Genomic DNA, 20,916 nt, shown 5'->3' with positions numbered 1-20,916 from the left:
TTATGAAAAAGTCTAAAGTTTTTTGGGGCTATGCCGTATTAGCGTTGGTCATCTATGCGATAGTACAAGTACTTATTTCTTCAGGTGTTCTTGATATTTACTATCAAAATATGCTAATTACAATGTGTATTAACATTATGCTTGCGGTCAGCTTGCACATCGTTATTGGGATTACTGGTCAGTTCTCCATTGGGCATGCTGGTTTCCTAGCGGTAGGAGCGTATATTTCTGCGATTATTACAACTAAATTAATGCTTCCTTTCCCTTTAGCCATTTTCTTAGGGGCGCTTGCAGCAGCGGTTGCCGGTTTAATCGTAGGTATTCCAACATTACGTTTGAAGGGTGACTATTTAGCGATTGCAACACTTGGATTTGCGGAGATTATTCGTATTGTCTTTTTAAATACGGATTATGTTGGTGGCGCAGCGGGAATGCAAGTTAAATATTTATCAAACTGGACTTATGCATTCGTAGGTGTGGTTTTAACAATTCTAGTAATCTCTAACTTTACAAATTCTCGCCACGGTCGTGCATGTATATCGATTCGTGAGGATGAAATTGCGGCTGATGCAATGGGCATTAATACAACCTATTATAAAGTTGTAGCGTTCGCGATTGGTTCTTTCTTTGCTGGTCTTGCAGGGGCCATCTTTGCACATAACTTTTACATTATTCAACCGACAACTTTCGGTTTCTTAAAATCATTTGATATTTTAATTTATGTCGTTCTTGGTGGCTTAGGAAGTCTTTCAGGATCGGTCATCGCTGCGATTTTCTTAACAGTAGTCTCGGCATATCTAGCAAACTTCCCAGAAACACGTATGATTATTTACAGTTTAGTATTAATAGTCGTAATGCTGTACCGTCCAACAGGTTTGATGGGAACAAAAGAAGTGACGGATTTATTTAAGTTTGGTAAAAAAGGAGGTACAAAATAATGACTGGAAACCTTCTTATCAATGTTGAAAACATGGGCATTCAATTCGGTGGTTTAAAGGCGGTACAGGGCGTTAATATGTACCTAAACCAAGGAGAACTAGTAGGTCTGATAGGGCCAAATGGTGCTGGTAAAACAACTAGCTTTAACATGCTTACCGGAGTGTATAAGCCAACTGAAGGCACGATTAGATTTGACAGTATAAAGTTGAACGGGCTTGCACCATATCAAGTAACACAAAAAGGTATTAGCCGTACGTTCCAAAATATTCGTTTATTTAAAGAGCTCTCTGTTCTAGATAATGTTAAAGTAGCGAACCATTCGCTTGCCAAGCATTCCATGTGGTCTTCTATTTTCCGTTTGCCGAATCATTTTAAAGGTGAGGCAGAAATGGAGAATCAATCTATTGAGTTCCTAAAAATCTTTGGCTTAGATGGTTATAAGGATGAGCTTGCGAAAAATTTACCTTATGGGATGCAGCGCCGTCTAGAAATTGCTCGTGCCCTAGCAGCGAAACCTAAGCTGCTATTATTAGATGAGCCAGCAGCGGGGATGAACCCGCAGGAGACGCAAGATTTAATGGAATTAATAGCGTTTATTCGAAAAGAGTTTGGCTTAACCATTCTTCTAATTGAGCATGATATGAGCTTAGTAATGGGGATTTGTGAACGCATTTATGTGCTCGATCACGGTCAATTAATCGCTGATGGAACACCAGAAGAAATACGCAACAATCCAAAGGTAATTGAAGCTTACCTTGGCGAGGAGGTTATCAGCTAATGCTAAAAGTACAAAATATAGATGTATTTTACGGAAACATTCAAGCATTAAAGGGCCTCTCTTTAGAAGTAAATGAGGGTGAAATTGTAACGTTAATCGGTGCAAACGGTGCTGGTAAAAGTACATTATTAAAAACATTATCAGGTTTATTAAAACCAAAGGGCGGCATCATAGAATATGAGGGGTTCTCCATCGCAGGAAAGGCTGCACAGACAATTGTAAAATCAGGTATTTCACATGTTCCAGAAGGGCGTCGTGTTTTTGCCAATATGTCAGTTGAAGAGAACTTAGAGCTTGGGGCATATTTGCGTAACGATAAAGCTGGCATTAAAAAAGATATGGACCATGTGTTTGAACTATTTCCCCGTCTTTTAGAGCGTCGTAAACAGCAATCAGGTACATTATCTGGTGGTGAGCAACAAATGCTGGCGATGGGGCGGGCATTAATGGCAAAACCGAAATTGTTATTGATGGATGAACCTTCAATGGGGCTTGCACCACTTATGGTAAAAAATATTTTTAATATTATTGAGCAAGTAAATAAAGAGGGTACAACCGTGTTGCTGGTTGAGCAAAATGCGAATATGGCTTTATCAGTAGCAAATCGTGCGTATGTACTTGAAACAGGACGTATTGTATTATCAGGTACAGCAAAAGAGCTTCAAGAGAGTGAACAAGTAAAGGCAGCTTATTTAGGTGGTTTATAGAGGGAGAAGGCGTCTTGGTTTCTGGGACGTCTTTTTTGTATGAGCGAAGAGAGTGAGCAGACGGATAGAGTCAAGGTGACGGATAGAAAGGCCGGGGCGACGTAGAAAGATCAAAGCGACGGAAAGAAAGGCTAGAGCGACGGATAGAACAATCAAAGCGACGGAAAGAAAGGCTAGAGCGACGGATAGAGCAATCAAAACGACGGAAAGAAAGGCTAGAGCGACGGATAGAACAATCAAAGCGACGGAAAGAAAGGCTAGAGCAACGGATAGAGCTATCAAAACGACGAAAAGAAAGTCCAGAGTGATGGATAGAACAGTCAAAACGACGTAGAATGATCAAATGAAGCAATAGCATTTGGTAATGTGAAAGAAAGGAGTGAAGTTTATGAATTACTCAGCACAATATTTTATTGAAAAATTAAATTTAGCAGAACATCCAGAAGGAGGTTATTATATATCCTCGTTTCGGGCATCTGAGGATATGGCTGTAAGTGATGTGCAGAGGCCAATTTATACGAGCATTTATTTCTTACTACGTTCCCAGGATATATCGCATTTACATCGTTTGAAATCAGACGAGCTTTGGTATTATCATGCTGGCAGTCCGTTAACAGTCCATATGATTTTTCCGGATGGTACATATGAGGCCAAGAAGCTTGGATTAAATGTTGAAGCAGGAGAAGTACCGCAAATAGCAGTACCAAAAAACACTATATTTGGCTCGTCCGTAGAGGATGCAGATACTTTTAGTTTGGTAGGCTGTATGGTTGCACCAGGTTTTGATTTTGAGGACTTTGAATTGTTTACACAAGAGGAGCTTTTAGCTGACTATCCGCAACACGAGGAAGTTATTCTAAAAATGGCTTACAAGAAGATTCAATAGAAGAACAGCGCCGTCTCAAAATTAGTTGAGACGGCGCTTCCTATTTACCACAAAATAGTTTCAGGATATTTAGCTGTAATTTCAATTTCATGCAACGCTTTTTTAGTAGTAATCGCAGCTTTCATGAGCTGTGATTTTAGCGCTACATACTCATCATCTTCTAACATTAATCGGAGAGCAAATGACGCTAAACGAGCTTTACGTGCCTCCAAATCTAGTTGAATATACTCTAGATTCAATATATCAACATATTGTGTCGCATAACGGAATGTTAACGGACTTTTAGTATGCAGCATTCTTATAAATACTAAATATTCTTCCTCTTTAAGCTCCTGCTCTAGACATTCAGCAACTGCTGATTGGAATTTACGAACTGCAGCAATGTCCATATTCCAATCAGAGGAATCAATTAGCTCCTGATGTAGTCGAATGAAATCATTTAATGCGATAGCAGTAAAAATCAGCTCTGGCCATAGAACCTCTGTTGCGAAATAAACATTTTTGTTTGGAAAAATTAGTCCATGCTGTGTCAGTACACTTTTATTAAGTCCATTACTGACAAATTCAAGCTGATGCTCTCCCCTGGTAGCTTGGCGTAGATTATAGCAGACACTAAGGATGCGAAAGCGTGCGCCTTGATAATCATAATACTTATTTTCATCCCCAGTTATTTTGTAAATGGCATTAATCAGCTCATCTAAATCCCAAAAATCCCCACTAACTCGTGCCCCTGTTAACTGCGCAGTACTTTGAATTGACAGCATAGTCTCATCCCCTTAAATTGCTTTATTTTGGTGTGTATTTAAGTAGTCTGAATAGTTCTGTTCGTTCTTTTTCTGTTAAATCGCGCCACTGACCAACCTTTAAATTTCCAAGCTTAATATTCATAATACGAATACGTTGTAGACGTTTTACAGAGTAGCCAAGTGCCGAACACATACGACGTATTTGACGATTTAAGCCCTGTTCTAAAATAATTTTAAAGACTTTATCAGATATTTTTTCAACATAACAAGGTAAAGTTGTAGTATCTAAAATATCTACACCAGCTCCCATTTTTCTAATAAATTGCTCCGTAATAGGTTTATCAACTTGTACGATATACTCTTTTTCGTGATGGTTTTCCGCACGTAAAATTTTATTGACTATATCACCGTCATTTGTCAGTAATAATAGCCCCTCGGATTCTTTGTCGAGTCGTCCAATATGAAAAATACGTAGAGGGTGATTGACAAAATCAACAACATTTCCTTTTATATGACGTTCAGTTGTACTTGTAATTCCTACTGGTTTGTTCAAGGCAATATATACGAGCTGTTCTTCTTTTTTTACCTCTTTTCCATCAACGCAAACCATATCACCAGCCTCAACTTGACTGCCAACTGTAGCAAGTTCACCATTAATCGTTACTTTACCTTCTGCTATCCATTTATCTGCGCCGCGACGAGATACGATGCCTGTTTCACTCAAATATTTATTAATTCGCATACTGTTCTCCTATACATTTATATTATTTTAAGTATACATTATCGTTGATCACACCGTGAATCCTAGAGGCTTTTCTAGTAAAAATAAATTGTCGAAAGAATTTTTAAAAAAGTTGAAATTATTTTTTGTTTCTGACAATATATTAGGTAAGAGAGCTTCTATGAAAATATTGTTATTTCGATAAAAATATCGATTTTTGTAGATATATTCTCATTATTTTGTGTAAAGGGGAGAAGTAAAATGGTTTATGCATTTCCAAACACTGAAGGATCGGTAGTTCAATTCAAAGAGAAATATGATAATTTTATCGGCGGAGAATGGACATCCCCAGTGAAAGGTCAATACTTTGATAATGTTACGCCTGTTACTGGACAAGTTTTTACACAAGTAGCTCGTTCTACTGCTGAGGACATTGAACTTGCAATTGATGCAGCACATGCCGCAAAAGATGCATGGGGAACAACATCCGCAACAGAGCGTGCAAACATTTTACTTAAAATCGCGGACCGCATTGAGCAAAACTTAGAAAAGCTAGCTGTTGCGGAAACATGGGATAACGGTAAAGCGGTACGTGAGACATTAAATGCAGATATCCCTCTTGCCATTGACCATTTCCGTTATTTCGCAGGGGCTTTACGTGCACAAGAAGGCGCAGTAAGCCAAATCGATAATGATACAGTTGCGTATCACTTCCATGAGCCAATTGGGGTAGTAGGTCAAATTATCCCTTGGAACTTCCCGTTATTAATGGCTGTTTGGAAGCTAGCACCTGCACTTGCAGCTGGAAACTGTGTAGTGTTAAAGCCTGCAGAGCAAACACCAATTTCGATAATGTTACTCGTTGAATTAATAGAAGATTTATTGCCAGCGGGTGTACTGAATGTTGTCAACGGCTTTGGCTTAGAGGCAGGGAAGCCACTAGCATCGAATCCACGCATCGGTAAAATTGCCTTTACTGGTGAAACTACGACAGGTCGCTTAATTATGCAATATGCTTCGCAAAACCTTATTCCAGTTACATTAGAATTGGGCGGTAAATCACCAAATATTTTCTTTGAAGATATTATGGACGAAGATGATGCCTTTTTAGATAAAGCAGTTGAGGGCTTTGTATTATTCGCTCTAAACCAAGGTGAAGTATGTACATGTCCTTCTCGTGCATTAATTCAAGAATCCATTTACGATAAATTTATGGAGCGTGTCCTACAACGTGTTGAAGCGATTAAAGTTGGAAATCCGCTTGATCCGAATACGATGATGGGAGCACAGGCTTCAAGTGAGCAAATGGAAAAAATCCTTTCTTATTTAGATATTGGTAAGCAAGAAGGTGCAGAATGTCTAATTGGGGGAGAGAAAAATAATGTAGGATCTGGTTTTGAAAATGGTTACTACATTAAGCCAACTGTCTTCAAAGGGCATAATAAAATGCGTATTTTCCAAGAAGAGATTTTCGGACCAGTTGTTGCTGTAACAACATTTAAAACAAAAGAGGAAGCATTAGAAATTGCGAATGACACATTATATGGTTTAGGTGCAGGTGTATGGACACGCGATATGAATACAGCATACCGCTTCGGTCGAGGTATTCAAGCAGGTCGTGTTTGGACAAACTGCTACCATGCTTATCCTGCACATGCAGCGTTCGGTGGCTATAAAATGTCGGGTGTCGGCCGTGAAAACCATAAAATGATGCTAGCGCATTATCAGCAAACGAAAAACTTACTAGTTAGCTATAGCGAAAACAAACTTGGTTTCTTCTAATTAATAGGGAGGTGCATAAGCGTGGTCGAGCGAGTTTTAGCAACAGCAGAAGCGCTAGCACTAATCGAATTATTGAAAGAAAAGCATGGACCCGTTATGTTTCATCAATCTGGTGGATGCTGTGACGGTTCCTCACCAATGTGTTACCCTGAAGGCGATTTACTATTAGGCGACCAAGATGTTTGCCTTGGGGAAATGGGTGGTACTCCTTTCTATATGCATAAAAATCAATACGATTATTGGAAGCATACACAAATAATCTTGGATGTAGTCGATGGCAGGGGCGGTATGTTCTCGCTTGAAGGCGTTGAAGGTAAACGATTTTTAACAAGATCAAGAGCCTTTTCAACAGAGGAGTTAAGGGAATTGGGGTTAATTTAACAGCGTCATTATATTGAAAATGAAAACAGCGGCAAAACGACAACGTTTAGTCGCTGCTTTTTTATGTTATTTTTTCTGAAACCGTTTATGTAAGGCTATATTATTTGGAGAGTTACGTAATATCAAAAATAATCGTAATCGATCTTGTAAGGTTTCCTTGAATAAGGCCTTTCTACTGGTTATGGTTATTTCAATTAACATCAGTTCCTCCACTCATTTTTAATTATGTTCATTAAACCATATAAAATCGAGCCACATACATTAAATTAAGCTTACTATTTGTGTTAATTGTTACAAAACTGAAGCTCATCATCCTGCCATGTATAGAAGTTAATGGGAGTGTAGGCTGGGCGACCCCTTGGGGATAGTGATGTGCCAAAAGTGATGAATCCTTTTAATGTTTTATTACGTAAATATGGAAAAAGGAGTGTGTTGAAAATGGAATTTACTATGATTGAAAACCAATTTACACAAACTGTGGAGGATGTAGCGAAGGCTGTCGGATGGACCGTTGATCGTAAAATTGTACTAGCAATTGCAAGCAAATATGTGGCGTCAGGAAAAACCTTTGATTCCGTTAAATATAAAGAAGTATTACAAGAAATGAAAGAGCAATCTTCATGGGCTTCTCCGTTAAGAACAGCAGTAAGGTATAGTATTGCTGCAAATTTGGTGGAGCAAGAGGATACAGAACAAGCGGTAAAAAATCTACTGTCAAACGTAAGCATATTGAAGGAAGCTAAATTTAGAGGCGGCAACTTTATTTTTATTGGTGCACAGTTTTTAACTGAGGTGGAAAGTGAGAAACGTGCACATGCACAGGCAGCACGGTTATTATTTGAAGAGGTCCGTAAGCATCATCGATTTTTAACAGCTAACGATGATATACCCTATACAGTATTGTTGAGTGCCGCATCTGATGATGTTGTTCTTCGTGCTGAAACAATGAATCGTTATTATAAAGAGTTGCGTACATATAATTTTAATGCGGGGAACGAACTACAATGGCTATCACAAATATTGACGTTCTTATCTCCTCAACATGATAGTAAGTTAGTGCCAAATGTGGTGACAATCCGTGACACATTAAAAAAACAGGATGTAAAGGTTAAAACGATGCACTATCCATTACTCGGATTTTTAGCAATTCTTGAAGTGAATAGTGCACACCTTCAACAGATTGTGAATTTATACCATGAATTGAAGGGTATGAAACTATTGAAATGGCACCGTGAATTCGTGTTTTTTATGGCTATACAAATTGCTATGTATGATATGGCTAAGGTACAACAATCTTTATCAATGACAATTATGTCATCTATTCAATTAATAATCCAAGCACAACAAACAGCGATGTTAGCAGCAGTTTCTGCAGCAGCTTCTAGTTCAAGTTCTTCGTGATAAAATAAAGAAGAACTTGATTTTGGAGGTGCATTTGAAGGATGAAAGAAACGAAGCTTTGGATAAACGGTCAGTGGAAGAACGCAAAGGAAACATATGAGCTGAAGTCACCCTACAGTGGTGAGGTTATTGCAAAGGTAGCTAAGGCGTCAATTTCTGATGTTGAGCAAGCAATAGAAGGTGCACAGGAGGCATTCCAAACGTTTAAAAAGACAACAGCCTACGAACGCGCCGAAATTTTATATAAAGTGGTCGACATAATGCGACAACGTAAAGCGGAATTAGCTGAGATTTTGGCCTTAGAGGCAGGTAAGCCGATATCTGCAGGCTTAACTGAAATAGAACGCACAATAGCAACTTATCAATTTGCTGCAGAAGGTGCTAAGCAAGCAATGGGTGAGACGGTGCCTATGGATGCTGCACCTGGGGCAGGGGACCGTATTGGCTGGACAAAACGAGAACCTTTAGGTGTGATTTCCGCCATTACGCCATTCAATTTTCCATTTAATTTAGTAGCACATAAATTAGGTCCTGCCTTTGCAGTTGGTAATACAGTCGTGTTAAAGCCAGCGACACAAACACCATTAAGTTCTATCGTCATGGCGGAAATTTTTCAGCAAGCGGGTCTACCTGAAGGTGCGCTACAGATTGTTACCGGTAGCGGTGGTGAGCTTAGCGATACACTCGTGACACATCCATACGTGAAAAAGGTGACATTCACGGGCAGTGGCAAGGTCGGTTTGGGCATTAAGGAAAAAATCGGTTTACGTAAAATAACATTAGAGCTTGGTTCCAATGCGGCAGTAATTGTTGAACCATCGACACCAATTGATAAAATTATTCAGCGTTGTGTCGGAGGTGCCTTTAATTTTGCTGGCCAGGTTTGTATTTCATTACAACGTATTTATGTCCATGCATCGATTATTGATGAGTTCACAAAAGCATTTGTGGCAGAAACTGAAAAGCTTGTAGTAGGTGACCCGCTCGATAAAAATACAGATGTTAGTGCGATGATTAATGCTGGTGAAGTTGAACGTATTCGTCAATGGATTGAGGAAGCAAAGGCGCAAGGTGCGATAGTTGCAACAGGAGGAACGTTCACTGAGCGTACATTAACACCAACTGTTATGACGAATGTGACAGCGAATATGAAAGTAGTTTGTCAAGAAACATTCGCGCCAATCGTCTCAATTGTTTCATATGAAACATTAGACGACGCTATTCGACTAGTGAATGAGTCGGAACTTGGCTTAAATGCAGGGATTTATACGAATGTATTGCCAGATGCGTTACGTGCAGCGGATGAATTACAAGTAGGCGCTGTTATTATAAACGATATTCCGACATTCAGAGTTGATAATATGCCATATGGTGGCGTAAAAATGAGTGGTTATGGTCGTGAAGGCATTAAGTGGGCTATTGAGGAAATGACGGATATGAAGTTTATTACGATGAAAAAATCATTCTAAATTTGCATCAACTCTTTTTCTGCGATACGATGACGAAAGAACATACATGAAGGGAAGTTATAAGATTTATGACAAACAACGCTGTACCCATGAGCATGTCACGTACGGTTCAAACGCGTCTCGTATTACCGCCAGATACAAATAATCACAATTCCATTTTCGGTGGAAGAGTGTTAGCTTATATTGATGAAATTGCTGCGATCACAGCAATGAAGCATGCAAAAGGGCTTGTAGTCACAGCCTCTATTGATTCTGTTGATTTTTTGTCAGCAGCACATGTAGGGGATATTTTAGAAATTGAAAGTATTGTTTCGTCAACTGGACGTTCTTCAATGGAAGTCTATGTTCGAGTAATTTCACGAAACATTGGAACGGGTGAGGAAAAATTAACAACGGAATCCTTTGTAACGATGGTTGCAATAGATGATGAAGGGAAACCTAAGCCAGTTCCAGCAATTTATCCTGAAACAGATGCAGAAAAGCGTCTGTTTGAAACGGGACCAGCACGTCGAGAGCATCGGAAACAAAAACGTGCATTGCCGCATTAAATGAAAAGGGAAATTGACGTATACTGTCAGTTTCCCTTTTTTGCGGTTTTACAAATTTAGCTCATTTACAACATTGATAAGCGAGTCAGAAGAGGAAGAAACAAGCGTAGCTCCTTGTGACAGCTCAGTTATTAAATTGGAGATGGCTGAAATATCTCTGGATGTATTTACATATTGCTGTTGAATTCCAGACACAGCATCGGCGATATCATTAAATGATTTAGATAAACTGTTTTGTGTATCTACACTATGTTGAATTTTTTGGTCAACGTTAATAACTGAATTCGACATTGTTGTAATATTACTTTCTGTTTCTTTAATGAGATGGGAAACGTTTTGTACGGCATTTTTTGTTTCCTCAGCAAGCTTACGGACTTCTTCAGCAACAACAGCAAAGCCCTTCCCATGCTCACCAGCACGAGCTGCCTCAATAGAAGCATTTAGTGCTAATAAATTTGTTTGATCTGCAATGCCAGTTACAAGTCCAACAATTTCTGAAATCTTCTGAGATGAAGTACGTAACTGGTTCATTGTTACCTCAAGACCGTTCACACTTTGTAAAATGACTTGTATTAAGTTATTCTGCTCTTGCAGCTGTTGCTGTCCTCTTTTAGATTTTTCTTGCGTATCAGCAACGAAGCTTAACCCTTGCTTAGTAGCTACTGCAATGTCATCTGTTTGAGAGGAGATGACTAGTAACGAAGCTGCTGTCTCCTCACTAATTGAGTTTAGCTCCTCAGCGGTTTTTTGAATGGTAGTAACAAGAGAGATCTTTGTTTCAGTAGCTTCGGTACGAATACGGTCTTCTTCTTTTTCATATGCCTCTATAACAAGCTGTTGCTCGAAGTTAATAATTTTGCAGAAGGCATTAATGGCACGAATTGCATCGTTCTTAGAAATGTCTAACTCATTTACAAAGTTTGTAAAAGTCGAAGTTAATGACTGGAATGAAGCAATGTACCATTTCGACTGTAGACCGATGCGAACGTGAGTCTCCGCAATTGCCTTCCGTTCGTTAATATAAGAGTCATTAATATTGCATTCGAAGATATCACTTAAATGCTTATGTAAAGTAACTTTTAAACGGTCAATATGTGAAGTTCTATTAATAATATTTACTAATTCCGGACTTAAACTAATAGCTGCATAAAATTGTTCTACCATTTTAGGAATTAGATCTTTAGCTAAAGGTTGTAGTTGTTTAATAACGGCTAAATCCTCAGCCGTTAAATCTAATAATTGCAATTGTTTTTGTAATCTAGGGTGATTAGAAACATTTAATTGTACATTGTTTTGAAATGCCTCAGGTGTTAACGTTATTGAGTAGCTAGAATTGCTGTTTTTTGTAAACCAACTCATTGTTGTTTGCTCCATTCTTTATAAATGCAAAATAAATAGATCAAATAAAGACTCTTTGTAAATTTTGTTAATGTACTAAATATATTGTATTTTAATATTTTACTATTTTTTGTTGGTTATTTGGTTAAAATTTTCGTTTATTTCTAAAATTTTTTATAATAATGACAGACGATTGTCGATTAAACGTCATGAAATGGACTTTTTTATAGAGAATGAGCAAATTGAATTCTAAATAGGAAACCTGTAAAATACGAACTGTTTAGCTGGATAAAAAATTGTACGTGAAAAAATAGGTTTCAGGAGGGGGATTACATGGAGAAAAAACGTTTTAAATTTGTTATTCCAGTCATGGTAATTGTAGCAATTGGCTCAGTTTATATGTTAAGAAAATACTATGCTGAAGTACCAAGCTTAGATCAATTACTAATTACAATTTGTGCAACATTATTTTCAGGGGTACTCGCATACTTTTTATTTCCACAGCAGGGTGAAGATAAAATTGATAATCGTGGGCCGTACAAGCAAAAATAAGGTTATTAGCAAGAATCTGCTTCTTCTTCAGTGTGAAAACTGAAAAAGAAGCAGATTTCTTTGCGTTTACGTAGGCTGTGAAAAGCCTAAGGTTTAAATAATTTGAACCAGCCTTTCAATTTAAAAATGACGAGCATAGATATTGCAATTAAAATCATCAAAATAAGTACAATAAAGTAGCTATAACGACCATGAAGTTCAGGCATATTATCAAAGTTCATACCGTAAACACCAGCAATAAATGTTAACGGAATAAAAATTGTCGATACAATAGTTAATGTCATCATAATGCCATTCATACGGCTAGAGCTCATCGCCATATAGCTATCACGCATATCAGCTGTAAGTTCTCGATTGGATTCGACCATTTCTGTAAGCTTTAGCAGATGATCGTAAATATCGCCAAAGTAAGCTCGTTCAGACTTCTTTAGTGAAAAGCGATAAGAATTAAGTATCCGATATAATAAATCACGCATCGGTAAAATCGTGCGACGCAAATGAAGCAAATCACTGCGGAATTCGAACACAATTTTCATGGCATTGGGGTTACTTTGATAGGTAAGCTCGTCTTCAAGTACATTTAAATGATCCTCGATTTTATAGACAAGAGGAAAATAGCTATCAACGATTTTATCGATTACCTGATACGTTAAATATACTGTGCCTCGTTCCCAATACTTTGGCTTTTTTTCTAGCATCTTTTGTACTCGATCTATTTCAGGTGCTTCGTTTTTGTGGAATGTAACAATAAATTTATTAGAAACAAAAATATTTACTTCCTCAGCTATTAATTCTTCGTTAACCCTTTGAATAACAAAGAAATGGAAATCATCATAAAAATCGAGCTTTGGCCGCTGTAAACGCATTAAGCAATCTTCTATAGCAAGTGGATGGAAATGGAAGAATGTATCTAATAGTAGTTCTTCCTCGTCGGTCGGACAATTAAAATCTACCCAGTACCATTCAAATTCGTTATTGTGTATATCCTCAAGTGGAAAGTCCTTTATAAGCTGTTGGTTTTTTGTAATTCCAATTGTACGTATCACAGCATTCACCTCACTTCTGTTGACTCTATCCTAACAGGCGCGCCCTAAATTTTATTCGCCCTCTTTATAGCATATCCAACCGCCAAATAAAGTAGTGGCAAAGAATCTAGATGGTTCTGTAAAGCCTGCCTGCCGTAATAGTGATAAAATGTCCTCTTCACGCATAAATGAAAGAGAACGTATGGATTTCTCCATTTCTGCTACCTCTGATGGTGATAGCTTTGTATGCTGTAGCCAATAAGCACGCCACAAATCAAATTGTAACTCCGTTTCTAAAGAACCTAGTTGCCCGTATTTTGAGACGAGCACAAATGGTGCACCAGGCTTTAAATTATTTGCTATCTCCTTCAATGTTGCAAGTTTTTCTTGATCATCATCGATGAAATGAAGCACTAAAATACAGCTAGCTGCATCAAATTTTATTGAAGGCAGTAAAGAATCAAGTATCGTGCCTTGATGTAAAGACATATTATTAGGTAGAGGCTTTAAACGTTCTTCAGCAATTTGTAGCATTGCTGAAGAAGGATCTATACCAACAAATGACCAATGAGGTCTTTTCTCAGCGAACTGTAAAATTTCATTGCCGCTTCCTGAGCCAACTATTAAAAACTCAGCTTGCTCGGGTAATGTAGAATGATAAAAGGTATGTGTTAACCGTAGCATCGCATCATAGCTAGGTAGCGTACGACGAATGCCTTTTTCATATTCATTTGCAAGTGTGTTATTAAATTCCATCGTGTATCACATTCCTTTCAAAAATATTTATATATTCAATTTAAATTGAAACTATCTAGGGTATAAATCCGTAAGTATAGTACATAAAAAATAAAATAATAAGGAAGGGTTGATATAAATGGAAACAAAATGGTCTAAGGTAATCATACACGCAAGTTCGTTTTTCGCGCCATGGGTAGTACCCATAATATTTTTCTTAATTAGTTCTGATGAAGAAATAAAAACAATTTCCGTTCAGGCATTGCTGTTCCAAATTATTATGTGGGCTTTAATTGCAATTTCAGGTATTCTAAGCTTTTTATTAATTGGTATACCGTTCTTAATTATTTTCGGTATTATGTTATTCGTCGTCCCAATTATCGGTATTGTGAAGGCTTTATCTGATGAGCCTTGGCGTTATCCAATTGTCGGTCGCTGGGTATAATTTTTATAGACGCAAGTATATGCTAGTGGCATATGCTTGCGTTTTTTTCATTGATGATAAGGGTAGAGTATAGAGATGAGCAGCCGCTTTCAACATTTCAGTGTGCGAAATAATTGCAATTATTTTTAAGCGTTTTGTATAATATACTCAAAGAAAGTCAAAGATAGTCAAAGTCAGTGAAGTAAGCGAGGTGTATTCCTAAAATGCGTAATATATCAGACATCATAGAAGGCTACTTAAAGCAAGTACTTGAATTAGGTGGAGAAGGGCATATTGAAATAAAACGTAGTGAAATCGCAGATAAATTTCAGTGCGTACCCTCACAAATAAATTATGTAATTAATACAAGATTTACAGCCGAACGAGGTTACCTTGTTGAAAGCAAACGTGGTGGTGGTGGATACATTCGAATTTTACGTGTCCGCGCGAATTCACAAATTGATCTAATCGATGATGTCCTCGGGCAAATAGAATGTGGGGCATCGCAAACAATGGCGGAAGATTTAGTTTTTCGACTAATTGATGAGCAGGTAATTTCAAAGCGAGAAGCGAAATTAATGTTAGCAGCGATTGATCGCTCAACCATAGATTTACAGCTCCCTTTACGAGATCATATTCGAGGAAAAATATTAAGGGCGATGCTAACGACGATTAAATATGAACAGCAAAAATAGAGAGGTGATGGAAATGATTTGTGAACATTGTAAACAACGTAATGCAACAGTTACCGTAACACAAGTTCAAAGTGGTCAAAAGGTGGAGCATCATTATTGTGACGTCTGCGCCTCTCAGTTCCATCCATTTCATGCTGAATTTAAACAAGAGCCAGTATCTATTCAACAGCTATTATCCAATTGGTTTGGCTCTCCTTCATGGCAGCAACAAAAAGCAGATGAAAAACAGCAGGCGCAGCCACAACCTCAAACCTGTCCACACTGTGGATTTACGTATAAACAGTTTTTAAAAGAAGGTAAATTTGGATGCCCTATTTGTTATGACACCTTTAGCGAGCACTTACCGAAGCTCTTTAACCGTATACAGGCAGGTCCTCAACATATAGGGAAAATGCCTGGTGCCAGAAGCAATGTTTATGTTATCAAAAAGCAAATTGAAGATATTCGTAAACGTATGAAAGTTGCTGTAGATGAAGAACAATTTGAAGTGGCAGCCAAGCTTCGTGATGAAGCTAAGGAACTTGAGAAGCAGCTACAATTTGAAGGTGGTGATGTGTCGTGATGATTGAATCGTTTTTAGAACGTGCAACACCAACATGGATGGGTGTAGAAGACGATTATTCAGATATTGTTATTAGTACACGCATCCGCCTTGCGCGAAATTTAGATGGTTATCGCTTTCCATTAGCCTTTACAGAGAATGAGGCATTACAGGTAGAGCAGGCAGTTACACATGCAATAAAGGATAGTACGAAACTTCAAGAAAATTACTCTTATTTTGCGATTAAGGATTTAACACCTTTACAACGTCAAATACTTGTAGAAAAACATTTAATTAGTCCTCAGCTTGCAAAAAAAGAGCTAGTGGGCTCCATACTTTTATCTGATGATGAATCAACTAGCATTATGGTGAACGAAGAAGACCATTTACGCATTCAATGTATGACGGCCAGTTTTCAACTTCAAAAAGCATATGAACAGGCCAATAAAATTGATCGTATCTTAGAGAAAGCTTTACCTTTTGCATTTCGAGATACATTTGGTTATTTAACAAGTTGTCCCACAAATATTGGTACTGGTTTGCGAGCATCTGTCATGATGCATCTGCCAGCACTTACACTGACAGGTCAGATGAATCAAATCATTAATGCGATGACGCGTTTAGGCATGACAGTGAGAGGAATATATGGAGAAGGTAGCGAAAATTTAGGTAATGTTTACCAAGTATCAAATCAGATTACACTAGGAAAAACAGAAGATGATATTTTAGCGGACATTCAGAGTGTCGCTGAAAAAATAATTCAAAAAGAACGACATGCAAGAGGTAAGTTAATGGAAAAAGCAGAGCTTGCTTTAGAAGACCGTGTATATCGTGCTTTAGGTACCTTAACACACGCTCGAATTTTAACGAGTGAGGAAGCAGCTACCTGCCTATCAAATGTTCGTTTAGGGGTTGATTTAAAGCTAATTGAAGGTATTAAAGCGATGACTTTAAACGAATGTGTTGTCAGTATGCAACCTGGTTTTTTGCAGAATTATGCAGGGGATGTTTTGCCGCCTGCTGAGCGAGATCGCGTACGGGCCGAAATGCTTCGTGAGGCATTATTTCGAGAAAATGTGAGTAAGCCTATTATTGGGGGAAAAGGAGAGGATTCATTTGATGTTTAATCGTTTTACACAACGCGCGCAAAAAGTATTACAGCTTGCACAAGAAGAGGCTATTCGTTGGAAACACGAATCAATTGGAACAGAGCATATTCTATTAGGGCTTATCCGTGAAGGCGGTGGTATTGCTGCAAAAGCATTAGAAGCCATTGATATTAGTCCTCAAATGATTGAAGCGGGTATTGAAGAGCTTGTAGGGAAAGGTAAGGAAGATGTTGGTCCAATTGTCCACTACACGCCTCGAGCTAAAAAAGTAATAGAACTATCGGTCGATGAATCACGTAAATTAGGTCATTCCTATATCGGAACAGAGCATTTACTATTAGCGCTTATTCGTGAAGGTGAAGGGATAGCGGCCCGTGTATTAAACAATGCTGGTGTCGGATTAAATAAAGCTCGTCAACAAGTGCTATTGTTATTAGGTAATAACGATAATGCTCAATCTGGTCAGCAAGCTGCACAGGCTGCCAATACACCAACATTAGATAGCCTTGCGCGTGATTTAACGCAAATTGCTCGCGAAGGCACTTTAGATCCGGTCATTGGTCGAAGCAAGGAAATCACTCGTGTTATCGAGGTATTGTCTCGCCGTACAAAAAATAACCCTGTATTAATCGGTGAGCCTGGTGTCGGTAAAACGGCTATTGCTGAAGGTTTAGCTCAGCAAATTATTAATAATGAAGTGCCAGAAATTCTCCGTGATAAACGTGTTATGACTCTTGATATGGGGACAGTTGTTGCTGGAACAAAATATCGTGGTGAATTTGAAGATCGCTTGAAAAAAGTAATGGATGAAATTCGCCAAGCAGGCAATGTGATTTTATTTATCGATGAATTGCATACATTAATCGGTGCAGGTGGTGCAGAAGGTGCCATTGATGCCTCAAATATTTTAAAACCATCTTTAGCTCGTGGTGAGCTCCAATGTATCGGTGCGACAACACTAGATGAGTATCGTAAATATATTGAAAAGGATGCGGCATTAGAGCGTCGTTTCCAACCGATTCAAGTTGATGAGCCAACTGTAGAAGAAGCTATTCTAATTATTCAAGGCTTACGTGATCGTTATGAAGCACATCACCGTGTGAAAATTACAGATGAAGCAATTGAAGCGGCAGCAAAAATGAGTGACCGATATATTTCTGATCGTTTCTTACCGGATAAGGCTATTGACTTAATCGATGAAGCGGGCTCTAAAGTACGTTTACGTTCATTCGCAGTGCCACCAAACTTAAAGGCACTTGAAGATAAACTTGAAAATGTACGCTCTGAAAAGAATGCAGCTGTTTCAGGTCAAGAGTTTGAAAAGGCAGCGTCATTAAGAGATACAGAGCAAAAGCTAAAAGATGAAATCGAATCTACGAGAAAAAATTGGAAAGAAGAGCAAGGGAAAGCTGAATCCAAAGTTACAGTGGATGATGTAGCATCGGTTGTATCAATGTGGACTGGAATCCCAGTATCTAAAATTGCTTCTGAAGAATCTTCTAAGTTATTACAGCTTGAAGAAGAGTTGCACAAACGTGTTGTAGGTCAAGGAGAAGCGGTAGAAGCAATCTCTCGTGCTATTCGCCGTGCAAGAGCTGGCTTAAAAGATCCGAAACGACCAATTGGTTCATTCATTTTCTTAGGTCCTACTGGGGTTGGTAAAACAGAGCTTGCAAGAGCATTAGCTGAAGTGATGTTTGGCGATGAGGACGCAATGATTCGTGTTGACATGTCTGAGTACATGGAGAAACATTCGACTTCACGTTTAGTTGGTTCACCTCCGGGTTATGTAGGCTTTGATGATGGTGGTCAGCTAACAGAAAAGGTCCGTCGCAAACCATATTCTGTAGTATTACTAGATGAAATTGAGAAAGCTCATCCAGATGTTTTCAATATCTTACTTCAAGTACTTGAAGATGGCCGTTTAACAGATTCTAAAGGCCGTGTGGTAGATTTCCGCAACACAGTTGTTATTATGACATCAAACGTTGGTGCAGATGCTTTAAAATATCAGAAAAACCTTGGCTTCAATGTAGGTGGTACTGACACGAAGTATAAAGATATGAAGGGTACAATGTTAGAGGAATTGAAAAAAGCATTCCGTCCAGAGTTCTTAAACCGTATCGATGAAATGATCGTCTTCCACTCACTAGAAAAAGTACACTTAAAAGAAATCGTATCAATGATGGCGAATTCTTTAACAAAACGTTTAAAAGAACAAGACATTTCGTTAGAGTTAACGGATGCAGCATTAGAGAAAATTGCTGAGGAAGGCTATGATCCTCAATATGGTGCCCGTCCACTACGCCGAGCATTACAAAAACAAGTAGAAGACCGTCTATCGGAAGAACTACTAAAAGGCAATGTAGAGAAGGGTAATCAAGTGGTCATTGATTATGTGAATGATGAGTTTGTTGTAAAGAAAAAAGAAGAAGTTTCTACTTCTAAATAATCTCCATCAGTGGGGGCTTCTTCATCCCATCCACTGAGTATTAGTCTTTACCAAAAGGGCTTTTACAGGTAGTTAATTTCCCGCCTAAGTTCTTTGCTTTTGCTGAATTTTGAGGTGAGGATCTTGTACCTGTCACTTACTGGCGGTACAGATAAATTTCTGCCCGTTAATGCGGATAAATGTTTCATTTGAAAAGGACAGCAAGGCTATAGTGCCAAGCTGTCCTTTTTTATGTACAATAAATAGATAAGAACAAATATTCGAGGTGAATGTAATTTGGCAAAGAAAAAAACAAAATTTGTATGCTCAGGCTGTGGCTATGAATCGGCAAAATGGATGGGAAGATGCCCAGGGTGTGGGGAATGGAATAAGATGGTTGAAGAGATAGAGGTTGTAGCTAAAGGGCCTCGAGGGGCTTTTCAACACTCCGCTACAGTTACCCAAAAGGCTCTCCCTATTATGCAGGTTGAAGCAGCTGAGGAATCACGAGTTGCAACAGAAATGAGTGAGCTCAACCGAGTGCTAGGTGGAGGCATCGTACCTGGTTCGCTTGTATTAATCGGGGGAGACCCTGGGATTGGGAAGTCGACGTTATTATTACAAGTATCGGCATTACTTTCGAATAAAGGACATCGTGTGCTCTATATTTCCGGTGAGGAATCAATTCGTCAAACAAAGCTACGGGCAGAGCGTTTAGGAGTGATATCACAGGAGCTCTATATATATTCAGAAACAAATTTAGAGTTTTTAAATCAGACCATCGATGATGTGCAGCCTAAGTTTGTCATTGTCGATTCCATTCAAACAGTTTTTCATCCTGAGGTAACGAGTGCACCTGGTAGTGTATCACAGGTGCGTGAATGTACAGCGGAGCTAATGCGAATTGCAAAAACAAAGGGAATCGCTATTTTTTTAGTTGGACATGTTACGAAAGAGGGACAAATTGCAGGACCGCGTATTTTGGAGCATATGGTTGATACGGTATTGTATTTTGAAGGGGAACGACATCATAACCACCGTATTTTACGTAGCCAAAAAAACCGCTTTGGCTCTACTAATGAAATTGCTATTTTTGAAATGCTTCAAGGAGGCTTAAAGGAAGTTTTAAATCCGTCTGAGTTGTTCTTGCAGGAACGTTCACAAGGGGCGGCAGGTTCAACAATTGTTGCCTCGATGGAAGGTACACGACCAATTCTAGTTGAAATTCAGTCGCTTGTAACACCAACGAGTTTTAATTATCCGAAACGAATGGCAACGGGTGTAGATCAAAACCGTGTGCAACTGCTTATGGCAGTCCTTGAAAAGAGAATGGGTCTCATGCTACAGGCGCAGGATGCATATATTAAAGTTGCTGGCGGTGTAAAGCTTGATGAGCCTGCAATTGATTTGGCGGTGTTGACAAGCATTGTTTCAAGCTTTAAGGATCAAGCTGTCGGAGCGACCGATTGCTTTATTGGGGAGGTAGGATTGACGGGAGAGGTGCGTCGAGTATCTCGTATTGAACAGCGTGTCATTGAGGCAGCGAAGCTCGGATTTAAACGAGCCTTCATCCCGGCCTCGAATATCGGTGGCTGGGATTTTCCGCAAGGTATTCAGATAGTTGGTGTAGAAACGATAAAAGATGCATTGAATACTTGCTTTAGAGAGCTATAAAAAAGTTTGTGCATGTTGGACAATGTTCTGACAT

General features: G+C 38.7%; 21 protein-coding genes and 2 pseudogenes. 16 read left to right on the top strand and 7 right to left on the bottom strand.

Annotated features, from left to right (window positions below; translation table 11 throughout):
* The first annotated feature begins 2 nt into the window (after nt 1–2).
* Genes AB9L17_RS24585 through AB9L17_RS24575 form a run of 3 tightly spaced genes read left to right on the top strand, consistent with a single transcriptional unit; the run spans nt 3 to nt 2,424 of the window.
* Nucleotides 3–938, top strand: a complete 936-nt coding sequence (locus AB9L17_RS24585; RefSeq protein ID WP_068985730.1) for a branched-chain amino acid ABC transporter permease — start codon at nt 3–5, stop codon at nt 936–938.
* Complete coding sequence (locus tag AB9L17_RS24580) at nt 938–1,717, top strand: ABC transporter ATP-binding protein (RefSeq protein ID WP_068985729.1); 780 nt, start codon at nt 938–940, stop codon at nt 1,715–1,717. Before AB9L17_RS24585 ends, AB9L17_RS24580 begins: the two co-directional genes overlap by 1 nt.
* On the top strand, nt 1,717–2,424 hold the full coding sequence (locus tag AB9L17_RS24575) for an ABC transporter ATP-binding protein (RefSeq protein ID WP_068985728.1): 708 nt from the start codon (nt 1,717–1,719) through the stop codon (nt 2,422–2,424). The genes AB9L17_RS24580 and AB9L17_RS24575 overlap by 1 nt, the downstream gene beginning before the upstream one ends.
* Here the strand turns inward: AB9L17_RS24575 and AB9L17_RS24570 are convergent.
* On the bottom strand, nt 2,419–2,706 hold the full coding sequence (locus AB9L17_RS24570; protein ID WP_375199903.1) for a hypothetical protein: 288 nt from the start codon (nt 2,704–2,706) through the stop codon (nt 2,419–2,421). The genes AB9L17_RS24575 and AB9L17_RS24570 overlap by 6 nt on opposite strands.
* Before the next feature lie 106 nt (nt 2,707–2,812).
* Between AB9L17_RS24570 and AB9L17_RS24565 the strand changes: the two genes are divergently transcribed.
* Nucleotides 2,813–3,310, top strand: a complete 498-nt coding sequence (locus AB9L17_RS24565) for a cupin domain-containing protein (RefSeq protein ID WP_068985727.1) — start codon at nt 2,813–2,815, stop codon at nt 3,308–3,310.
* A 44-nt stretch (nt 3,311–3,354) separates the two neighbouring features.
* Here AB9L17_RS24565 and AB9L17_RS24560 read toward each other — a convergent pair whose 3' ends face one another.
* The gene (locus AB9L17_RS24560) at nt 3,355–4,074 is read right to left on the bottom strand and encodes a DUF6904 family protein (protein WP_068985726.1); all 720 of its coding nucleotides are present in this window, start codon (nt 4,072–4,074) and stop codon (nt 3,355–3,357) included.
* Nucleotides 4,075–4,096: 22 nt separating this feature from the next.
* Nucleotides 4,097–4,798: a 23S rRNA pseudouridine(2604) synthase RluF gene (gene rluF, locus AB9L17_RS24555; protein ID WP_068985725.1), complete on the bottom strand. Its 702-nt coding sequence runs from the start codon at nt 4,796–4,798 to the stop codon at nt 4,097–4,099.
* Between the two features lie 240 nt (nt 4,799–5,038).
* Here rluF and adh point away from each other — a divergent pair, with 240 nt between their 5' ends.
* The 5 genes from adh (at nt 5,039) to AB9L17_RS24530 (ending at nt 10,358) form a co-directional block, all read left to right on the top strand.
* Nucleotides 5,039–6,559: an aldehyde dehydrogenase gene (gene adh / locus AB9L17_RS24550; RefSeq protein ID WP_068985724.1), complete on the top strand. Its 1,521-nt coding sequence runs from the start codon at nt 5,039–5,041 to the stop codon at nt 6,557–6,559.
* A gap of 21 nt (nt 6,560–6,580) precedes the next feature.
* The gene (locus AB9L17_RS24545) at nt 6,581–6,940 is read left to right on the top strand and encodes a DUF779 domain-containing protein (protein WP_068985723.1); all 360 of its coding nucleotides are present in this window, start codon (nt 6,581–6,583) and stop codon (nt 6,938–6,940) included.
* Nucleotides 6,941–7,378: 438 nt separating this feature from the next.
* Nucleotides 7,379–8,341: a DUF4003 family protein gene (locus AB9L17_RS24540; protein ID WP_375199902.1), complete on the top strand. Its 963-nt coding sequence runs from the start codon at nt 7,379–7,381 to the stop codon at nt 8,339–8,341.
* 41 nt (nt 8,342–8,382) lie between these two features.
* Nucleotides 8,383–9,810 carry an aldehyde dehydrogenase family protein gene (locus tag AB9L17_RS24535; RefSeq protein WP_068985722.1) on the top strand — a complete coding sequence of 476 codons (1,428 nt, stop codon included), beginning with the start codon at nt 8,383–8,385 and terminating at the stop codon, nt 9,808–9,810.
* 68 nt (nt 9,811–9,878) lie between these two features.
* Entirely contained in the window at nt 9,879–10,358 is a 480-nt protein-coding gene (locus AB9L17_RS24530; protein WP_068985721.1) for an acyl-CoA thioesterase, read from the top strand.
* Between the two features lie 48 nt (nt 10,359–10,406).
* Here AB9L17_RS24530 and AB9L17_RS24525 read toward each other — a convergent pair.
* Nucleotides 10,407–10,865: pseudogene (locus AB9L17_RS24525) on the bottom strand (methyl-accepting chemotaxis protein); the annotation flags it as partial.
* A 306-nt stretch (nt 10,866–11,171) separates the two neighbouring features.
* Nucleotides 11,172–11,717: pseudogene (locus tag AB9L17_RS24520) on the bottom strand (protoglobin domain-containing protein); the annotation flags it as partial.
* A 312-nt stretch (nt 11,718–12,029) separates the two neighbouring features.
* Here AB9L17_RS24520 and AB9L17_RS24515 point away from each other — a divergent pair.
* Complete coding sequence (locus AB9L17_RS24515) at nt 12,030–12,248, top strand: hypothetical protein (protein WP_068985719.1); 219 nt, start codon at nt 12,030–12,032, stop codon at nt 12,246–12,248.
* A gap of 86 nt (nt 12,249–12,334) precedes the next feature.
* On the opposite strand, the gene corA is transcribed toward AB9L17_RS24515, so the two are convergent.
* Both corA and AB9L17_RS24505 read right to left on the bottom strand, forming a co-directional pair.
* The gene (gene corA, locus AB9L17_RS24510; RefSeq protein ID WP_223553748.1) at nt 12,335–13,294 is read right to left on the bottom strand and encodes a magnesium/cobalt transporter CorA; all 960 of its coding nucleotides are present in this window, start codon (nt 13,292–13,294) and stop codon (nt 12,335–12,337) included.
* A gap of 51 nt (nt 13,295–13,345) precedes the next feature.
* Nucleotides 13,346–14,029 carry a class I SAM-dependent methyltransferase gene (locus AB9L17_RS24505; protein WP_068985717.1) on the bottom strand — a complete coding sequence of 228 codons (684 nt, stop codon included), beginning with the start codon at nt 14,027–14,029 and terminating at the stop codon, nt 13,346–13,348.
* A gap of 118 nt (nt 14,030–14,147) precedes the next feature.
* Between AB9L17_RS24505 and AB9L17_RS24500 the strand changes: the two genes are divergently transcribed.
* The 6 genes from AB9L17_RS24500 to radA all read left to right on the top strand — a co-directional run bounded on the left by AB9L17_RS24500 (nt 14,148) and on the right by radA (nt 20,882).
* Nucleotides 14,148–14,453 (top strand): DUF4870 domain-containing protein, encoded by a 306-nt coding sequence (locus AB9L17_RS24500; RefSeq protein ID WP_068985716.1) that lies wholly within the window; start codon nt 14,148–14,150, stop codon nt 14,451–14,453.
* 203 nt (nt 14,454–14,656) lie between these two features.
* On the top strand, nt 14,657–15,127 hold the full coding sequence (locus AB9L17_RS24495; RefSeq protein WP_068985715.1) for a CtsR family transcriptional regulator: 471 nt from the start codon (nt 14,657–14,659) through the stop codon (nt 15,125–15,127).
* 13 nt (nt 15,128–15,140) lie between these two features.
* Nucleotides 15,141–15,689 (top strand): UvrB/UvrC motif-containing protein, encoded by a 549-nt coding sequence (locus AB9L17_RS24490; RefSeq protein WP_068985714.1) that lies wholly within the window; start codon nt 15,141–15,143, stop codon nt 15,687–15,689.
* Nucleotides 15,686–16,795, top strand: coding sequence for a protein arginine kinase (locus AB9L17_RS24485; RefSeq protein WP_068985713.1), 1,110 nt, complete (start codon nt 15,686–15,688; stop codon nt 16,793–16,795). Before AB9L17_RS24490 ends, AB9L17_RS24485 begins: the two co-directional genes overlap by 4 nt.
* Entirely contained in the window at nt 16,785–19,229 is a 2,445-nt protein-coding gene (locus AB9L17_RS24480) for an ATP-dependent Clp protease ATP-binding subunit (protein WP_068985712.1), read from the top strand. The genes AB9L17_RS24485 and AB9L17_RS24480 overlap by 11 nt, the downstream gene beginning before the upstream one ends.
* A gap of 276 nt (nt 19,230–19,505) precedes the next feature.
* On the top strand, nt 19,506–20,882 hold the full coding sequence (gene radA, locus AB9L17_RS24475) for a DNA repair protein RadA (RefSeq protein ID WP_068985711.1): 1,377 nt from the start codon (nt 19,506–19,508) through the stop codon (nt 20,880–20,882).
* Nucleotides 20,883–20,916: the final 34 nt, after the last annotated feature.

Source organism: Lysinibacillus sp. RS11 (assembly GCF_042019215.1).
Taxonomy (GTDB): Bacteria; Bacillota; Bacilli; order Bacillales_A; family Planococcaceae; genus Lysinibacillus; species Lysinibacillus xylanilyticus_A.
This window is presented reverse-complemented; position numbering and strand designations above follow the sequence as displayed.

Bases quoted from the DNA above. Each gene is read 5' to 3' on its own strand.
- AB9L17_RS24585 (WP_068985730.1), top strand. From the start codon at position 3: ATGAAAAAGTCTAAAGTTTTTTGGGGCTATGCCGTATTAGCGTTGGTC.
- AB9L17_RS24580 (WP_068985729.1), top strand. From the start codon at position 938: ATGACTGGAAACCTTCTTATCAATGTTGAAAACATGGGCATTCAATTC.
- AB9L17_RS24575 (WP_068985728.1), top strand. From the start codon at position 1,717: ATGCTAAAAGTACAAAATATAGATGTATTTTACGGAAACATTCAAGCA.
- AB9L17_RS24565 (WP_068985727.1), top strand. From the start codon at position 2,813: ATGAATTACTCAGCACAATATTTTATTGAAAAATTAAATTTAGCAGAA.
- AB9L17_RS24560 (WP_068985726.1), bottom strand. From the start codon at position 4,074: ATGCTGTCAATTCAAAGTACTGCGCAGTTAACAGGGGCACGAGTTAGT.
- rluF (WP_068985725.1), bottom strand. From the start codon at position 4,798: ATGCGAATTAATAAATATTTGAGTGAAACAGGCATCGTATCTCGTCGC.
- adh (WP_068985724.1), top strand. From the start codon at position 5,039: ATGGTTTATGCATTTCCAAACACTGAAGGATCGGTAGTTCAATTCAAA.
- AB9L17_RS24540 (WP_375199902.1), top strand. From the start codon at position 7,379: ATGGAATTTACTATGATTGAAAACCAATTTACACAAACTGTGGAGGAT.
- AB9L17_RS24535 (WP_068985722.1), top strand. From the start codon at position 8,383: ATGAAAGAAACGAAGCTTTGGATAAACGGTCAGTGGAAGAACGCAAAG.
- AB9L17_RS24530 (WP_068985721.1), top strand. From the start codon at position 9,879: ATGACAAACAACGCTGTACCCATGAGCATGTCACGTACGGTTCAAACG.
- AB9L17_RS24515 (WP_068985719.1), top strand. From the start codon at position 12,030: ATGGAGAAAAAACGTTTTAAATTTGTTATTCCAGTCATGGTAATTGTA.
- AB9L17_RS24505 (WP_068985717.1), bottom strand. From the start codon at position 14,029: ATGGAATTTAATAACACACTTGCAAATGAATATGAAAAAGGCATTCGT.
- AB9L17_RS24500 (WP_068985716.1), top strand. From the start codon at position 14,148: ATGGAAACAAAATGGTCTAAGGTAATCATACACGCAAGTTCGTTTTTC.
- AB9L17_RS24495 (WP_068985715.1), top strand. From the start codon at position 14,657: ATGCGTAATATATCAGACATCATAGAAGGCTACTTAAAGCAAGTACTT.
- AB9L17_RS24490 (WP_068985714.1), top strand. From the start codon at position 15,141: ATGATTTGTGAACATTGTAAACAACGTAATGCAACAGTTACCGTAACA.